The sequence below is a fragment of the Frankia sp. AgKG'84/4 genome (genome assembly GCF_023242965.2).
In the GTDB taxonomy this organism is placed as follows: Bacteria; Actinomycetota; Actinomycetes; order Frankiales; family Frankiaceae; genus Frankia.
The window spans coordinates 1-6,443 of record NZ_JALKFU020000290.1 but is presented as its reverse complement, the minus strand read 5'-3'; the positions used below and the strand labels follow the sequence as shown (position 1 = coordinate 6,443).

At 69.8% G+C, this 6,443-nt stretch carries 2 protein-coding genes and 1 pseudogene; 2 read left to right on the top strand and 1 reads right to left on the bottom strand.

Going from position 1 to position 6,443, the window contains the following annotated elements; all coding sequences use genetic code 11:
- Positions 1-1,104, top strand: a pseudogene (locus MXD58_RS17100) (hypothetical protein); the annotation flags it as partial.
- Between the two features lie 195 nt (positions 1,105-1,299).
- On the opposite strand, the gene MXD58_RS17095 reads toward MXD58_RS17100, so the two are convergent.
- Positions 1,300-3,183 carry an ABC transporter ATP-binding protein gene (locus MXD58_RS17095; RefSeq protein ID WP_248839491.1) on the bottom strand — a complete coding sequence of 628 codons (1,884 nt, stop codon included), beginning with the start codon at positions 3,181-3,183 and terminating at the stop codon, positions 1,300-1,302.
- Between the two features lie 951 nt (positions 3,184-4,134).
- Between MXD58_RS17095 and MXD58_RS17090 the strand changes: the two genes are divergently transcribed.
- The gene (locus MXD58_RS17090) at positions 4,135-6,057 is read left to right on the top strand and encodes a collagen-like domain-containing protein (RefSeq protein ID WP_248839490.1); all 1,923 of its coding nucleotides are present in this window, start codon (positions 4,135-4,137) and stop codon (positions 6,055-6,057) included.
- Positions 6,058-6,443: the final 386 nt, after the last annotated feature.

Sequence of the window (6,443 nt, the reverse complement as noted above, 5' to 3'; positions counted from 1 at the left end):
CCCCCCCCCCCCCCCCCCCACCCCCCACCCCCCCCCCCCCCGCGCCCCCCCCCCCCCCCACCACCCCCCCCCCCCCCCCCCCCCCCCCCCCCCCCCCCCCCCCCCCCCCCCCCCGCGGCGGTGACCACCGTCATCCTCATCGGCACCAGCACGCCGGACTCGCCGGTCGGCACCACCACCGCCAGTGGGCCGAACGCGGTGCGGCGCCACCCGTCCCCCGCCGCACCGGACGCCAGCCCCGCCGATTCCCAGCAGGCGGCGGACCCCACCCCCGCGGCCAGCGGTGACCTGGACGCCTCGGGTTCCGATGCCGGTACTGGGGCAGTTCCAGCGAACCCTGTTGCCCCGTCGGCGGCCGGCGCGGGCGGCACCGACGAGTCGGCCGCCCACCCGAACTGGTGGGACCGCGTCCCGGGCGCCACCTTCCCCTTCCGGACCAGGCCCGGCGCGGCGCTCGCCGCGGGCGCCGCTCCCCTGCCGGCCCGACCGGGGCCCGCCCTCGACGCCGTGGTGACCCAGGCGGTCGACACCGCCCTCGCCGTCAGCGCCGCCGTCGGCCACCCGGCCACCTCCTTCCCGATCATGCTGGCGGACCACACCCAGGTAGCCAGCCAGGCGCCTCCGTCCCAGCACCAGCCGCCTGGACAGACGCCGCCGTCCGGAACCGGCGGACCTGGCGTCGTCAACGCCGCCGGCAGGGGCCCAGCCAGCACGCCGAAGACCACATCGACAGTCGGTGGGCCGACGGAGGACGATGCCCGACCCGCCACCGCGGTGCACGGATCGTCAACGGGTACCCCGGCAACGATGGCCATACCTGGCGCTACCGCTGGATCCGGTTCCGCTTCCACGTCCAGCCCAACCGGCACGTCGACCTCGACGCAGCCGGCCAGCGACGCCGGCGAGGACGCCCTCTGCCTTCCGGCCGCGCCTTGGGGACCCATCCCGCTGCTCACCAGTCTGTACTGCGGCGACGAGACGCTGTCCTCGCTCGCCACGTGGTGGTCGTCCGTGTCCGCCGCCCTGTCGCGGTTCACGACGCCGAACGTGCAGCAGGTCACCGGTGCTGACCACGCCGTTCGCCAGACTATGACAGTTGACTGACTGGGGAATCGTAACGCGTAGCCGAGCTCTTTAGGACACGGTTAGCGCGTCGGTGCTGGTCGCCGCCGCCGCTCGGCGTACTCCGCACGAGTGCCGGTGGGGCACCTTTGAGCGACATGGCGAAGTACGGCGGCGACCGAAAGCGGCCGCATCGCCTGGGCACAACTCCCGCGATTCCTGCCAGGCAGTAAACGTTTAGTCCATCGCAATCATGCCACCACTCTGGCGCTCCCACAGGGCACGATAACGGCCGCCCAGGTCGAGCAATTCGCGGTGGGAGCCCTGTTCCACAATTTTTCCGCCGGCCAGGACGATGATGCGGTCCATGGTGAGCAGGGTCGACAGACGGTGCGCGACCGCGATCACCGTCTTCCCGCTCCACAACTGCTCTAGGGCATGCTGGACCAGGACCTCGCTCTCACTGTCGAGGGCGCTGGTCGCCTCGTCGAGGATCAGGATCGGCTTGTCGTCGAGAAAGGCCCGGGCAATCGCGATCCGCTGCCGCTGCCCGGTCGACAGCCTGATTCCCCGCTCGCCGACGAGCGTGTCGTATCCCGCCGGGGCTTTGATGATGAAGTCGTGGGCGTGAGCGCGCAGCGCCGCCGCCTCCACCTGTTCCTGGGAGACCTCCGCGGCGGCTCCGTAGGTGATGTTTTCCCGGATGGAGCGATGGAACAGCGCGGTGTCCTGTGGCACGTAGGAGATGCCGGCCGCGAGCTGGTCGTTGGGTGTCGGTCTCCCCTCCACGAGGACCATTCCCGCGGGCAGCGGATAGTAGCCGAGCAGCAGCTTCACCAGCGTCGTCTTGCCGCTTCCGCTGCGACCCACAACGCCGATCTTTTCGCCGGGCTCTATCTTCAGATCGATACCGGACAGAACTGGCCGGGCCCGATCGTCCGGATAGGCAAACAACAGCGCACGCAGCTCCAGCAGTCCCGGTCCGGTGGCGCGTCCGGGCAGGGTCGACGCCGCCGCGTCAGCCGCCTCCCCCCGAGCGGGCGGGCTGTGGTCGGCGCTGTCGGTCTGGCCGCCGAAAAGATACCGGTATGCCTCCTCCGCCCGGGCTAGTCGCAGGTTCAGCTGGCCGATTTCCCAGACCGTCACCTGGATAAAGTCGGAAAACATCACCAGCACGGATAGGAACGTCGCGAACTGCGCCAGACTGAGCTGCCCCGTCAGATAGAGGTGCAGGTTGAGAAGGATGGAGGTCGGCCAGACGAGGTACCGGACGATAATGGACATCGACGTCCAGAACACGATGTCCCACAGCGCCGAGCGACGGGCCGCGTCGATGACGTCACGGCGCCGCCGGCACACCTCGCGGTACTCGACGACCTCCTGGCGGAAGGACTTCACGCTGACGAAGTTCGCGATGACGTCGATGACGTGGCCGTCCAGTTCGGACACCTGGTCGGCGAGGCCCTTCTCCGCGCGGAACGACAGGCTCGCGGTGTGCCGGCCGACCAGCATCATCAGCAGCACGGCGGCGAGGAACGTCAGCCCCGACCACAGGTTGACCGCGAACATGATGGCGACGACCGACGGCACACGTATGACCTGCTCGACATAGGTGAAGCAGGCAGCATCCAGGATGTCCCGGAACTCCCGGCCGAGAGTCGCGATGTAACTACTGATCTTTCCGGTGAACTTCCCGACGAAGTACGGGTAGCGCTGGTCGATGACATCGCGGAAGAGCAGGTTCTCGTACTCATAGCACCGGTGCGTGAGGAGCTGGCGGTACAGCAGCTCACCGGCCCGCCAGGTCAGGTCATGGAGAATGTTGCAACCGATGATGATGACCGCGTATCGATACGTGGAACTGGTGGCCCCGGACGCACTGGGCAGTGACTGAACGAGTTCCCCGACGAAGATCGGGAGCACGGCTAGTGCACCGCTGGACACCCCGAAACACGCCATCACCAGCACAAGGGTGCCCTTGAAGGTGCCGAGGAAACGCAGGTAGGAGCGCAGCCCGGGATTCCGGGCCAGACCGCTGTCCGCGCCGCCCCGGGAAACGCCGTGAGATGATTCCGTGAGGTGACTCCGAGGTCGGGGGAGGTCGTCACCCGAAGCGCGCATACGCGCATGATGGCAGGCGACGGACCGGGTCCGCATCTTGTTTTCGCGGGCCACGGGCGGTCGGACCGGCCACGGCGGCCGGAGTGGGTCGGAGGAGCGGCGAACGGCCGGCGCTGTCAGCGGCCAGGCCGCGGCGGCAGCGGGACCCGGATCCGGTCGGCGGGCGAACGCACCCGGCAGCGGGCACCATGGCCGTCTCCCGCGGACCACCTGGCCAGCAATGAGACCTCCCGATCCGACTGTTGGGGGAAATCCGCCAGCAGCGGCTCGAATCTAAACTGGACTCAACGACGAGAGTCGAGTGGTCGGCGCGTCGAGAATTTTTTGATCTCCCGCTCTGATATCGATTGAGCCACCGGGTACACATGATCGAACCGCCCGGAAAATCGGTCGAGGAGCCGATGTCCGGACCAGACCGATACCCGCCAGACAGCAGTGTGGTCGAAACATTTGCCACAATTCTGGATGCCGCCTGGATCCGCCACATCGAAACGAGCTGAATGGAGAACAAGCCAGTGGTCGATGTACATCGACCACTCCGGAGTTCTCTCCGCACCGCGCACCCGCCGGTCAGCCGCCTGCACGCTCGAGCACCGGTGGAATCCCTGCCCCGAAACCTACCAGCCCGTCTCCGCCCACCCGGAGGAGCTGAACCGTCAACAAACTTTTCGGGCGCAGCAGTTGACCTTACCGGTGCAGGATGTGCGGACCTGTCGTGGTCATGCCTGACGCTTCGTCGCAACCTGAGTACTACATCGCGCAGATCTCCTGTCGACGATTCCAGCCAATTGCGGGAAATTGGAGAAAGAACCCATGAACCAGAAGCCCTTGAACAGAGCTCTTGTCAGAGCCGCCTTCCTGGCGTCGGCGACAAGCGGCCTGCTCGGCCCCATGGGGGTCGGCCCGGCGGCCGTTGCCAACGCTGCGTCAGTCGTCCAGGAAAGCCACGGAGTGCCAGGTCCGAACGGGGCCCTGGGCCACAGCACCCGAACACCGCTGGAGATCAGCCTCTTTGCCGATCCGCTCACCGGGCCACAAGGGCCACAGGGGCTGCAGGGGCCACAGGGGCTGCAGGGGCCACGAGGCGTCCAGGGTGCCGTCGGTGGAGCGGGCTCCCAGGGCGGTCAGGGCAACCAGGGCAACCAGGGCAACCAGGGCCCACGGGGTACCCAGGGATTCATCGGCGAGTCGGGCCATCAGGGCGGGCAGGGTAGTCAGGGGCCGCAGGGCGTCCTGGGTGCACGAGGCTCCCAGGGATTCCAGGGCACGACAGGCACCCAGGGCATTCGGGGCACGCAGGGATTCCAGGGCACGACGGGCACACGAGGCCTGCAGGGATTCCAGGGCGCGCTGGGTGCGCGCGGCTTCCAGGGCTTCCAGGGCCTGCGAGGCTTCCAGGGCTTCACGGGTCTGCCGGGTACCCAGGGCACCCAGGGCACGACCGGTTCCCAGGGCGCCACCGGCACCACAGGCGCGGCAGGTGCCCAGGGCACCCAGGGCGTGGACGGCACACAAGGTACGCAGGGCAGTACAGGTGTCCCGGGTGACACGGGTGAGACAGGCCCACAGGGTACGGCCGGTACGCAGGGCTCCCAGGGCGATCCGGGTGCAACGGGTTCGCAGGGTTTCGCGGGTCCGCAGGGAACCCCCGGTACTGCGGGCTCTCAGGGCACCCAGGGCGATCCGGGCATAGCAGGTTCGCAGGGTCTGGAGGGTGCACAGGGTCCGGGGGGTACGGCCGGCGCGCAGGGCTTCCAGGGCGATCCGGGCTCAGCGGGCCCGCAGGGTGATGCGGGCCCGACCGGAACCCAGGGCGCCACCGGAACCCAGGGCGCCACCGGAACCCAGGGCGCCACCGGTGCCCAGGGACTCGAAGGCACCCAGGGCACAACCGGCACCCAGGGCGCCACCGGCACCCAGGGGACAACCGGCACCCAGGGGACAACCGGCACCCAGGGCGCCACCGGCGCCCAGGGCCCGACCGGCGCCCAGGGCACCACCGGCACCACCGGCGCGACCGGCACCACCGGCACCCAGGGCGCCACCGGCACCCAGGGGACAACCGGTGCCCAGGGGACAACCGGTGCCCAGGGCACGACCGGCACCCAGGGCGCCACCGGTGCCCAGGGACTCGAAGGCACCCAGGGCGCCACCGGTGCCCAGGGCGCCACCGGTGCCCAGGGACTCGAAGGCACCCAGGGCGCCACTGGCACCCAGGGCACGACCGGCACCCAGGGCGCCACCGGTGCCCAGGGACTCGACGGCACGGCTGGTTTGCAGGGCGCCCAGGGCGATGCGGGTCCGCAGGGCACGGCGGGCACGCTCGGCCCGCAGGGCGCACAGGGCGACGTGGGCTCGCAAGGTACGCAGGGTCTGTCGGGTCCGCAGGGCACGGCGGGCGCGCTGGGCTCTCAGGGCGCCCAGGGCGATACTGGCTCGCAAGGTACGCAGGGTCTGTCGGGTGCGCAGGGTACGACGGGTACGACGGGCACCCAGGGCGCCCAGGGCGATGCCGGCACGCCGGGCACGCCGGGCACGCCGGGCGCCCAGGGCGATCCAGGTACCCAGGGCGCCCAGGGCGATCCGGGTGACCCCGGCTCGACGGGCCCGCAGGGCAGCCAGGGTGACACCGGCCCGCAGGGCGCGAGCCCCGGGAGTCAGTCCACGCTCGTTACGGCCAGCGGCACCACGACGGCTGCCGCCACGTGCGCGGACGGGACCTTCGCCATCGGTGGTGGCACGTCGGCGGGTACACCCGATGGCACCGCGGCCATCTTCAGTTCCCAGCCCATCGGTGGGTCGCCAGCGATCGGTTGGCAGGGGACCACCGGCGTGGGCACGGCGTTGACCGTCTACGCGATCTGCGCGCCGTGAGCCGGACCGGAATGTAGCTGCCATCCGGGGCACCGCGCCAGCAGCTATGCCGGGTGGCGGTACCCCCACCTTCGACCGGGTGGGGGTACCGTCCGCAAGGTTTCCGGTTCCTACCCCGTCGACCGGCACCGTCAGCGCCGAGCCGGATCCCGCCGGGAAACCAATACCACCGCGAAGCGGGTACATCTCGGCCGGACAAGCCGGCGGCGGCACCGGTCGCCCCGGAACAGCACGCAACCCCCGTACGCGTCCCGGCGCCTCCATTGCCGACAGCCCTCCGGACAGGTAGCGAAGAACGACGTCGCCAACTGTCAACGGCCAGTTTGTGGTCCCCGCTGGTGGCCAGATAAAAGTCCCCGGCTCCTCGGGGTTTTTCAGGGTGTTTG

Excerpts from the sequence above, each read along its gene's own strand:
- MXD58_RS17095 (WP_248839491.1), bottom strand. The coding sequence starts at position 3,183 with ATGCGCGCTTCGGGTGACGACCTCCCCCGACCTCGGAGTCACCTCACG.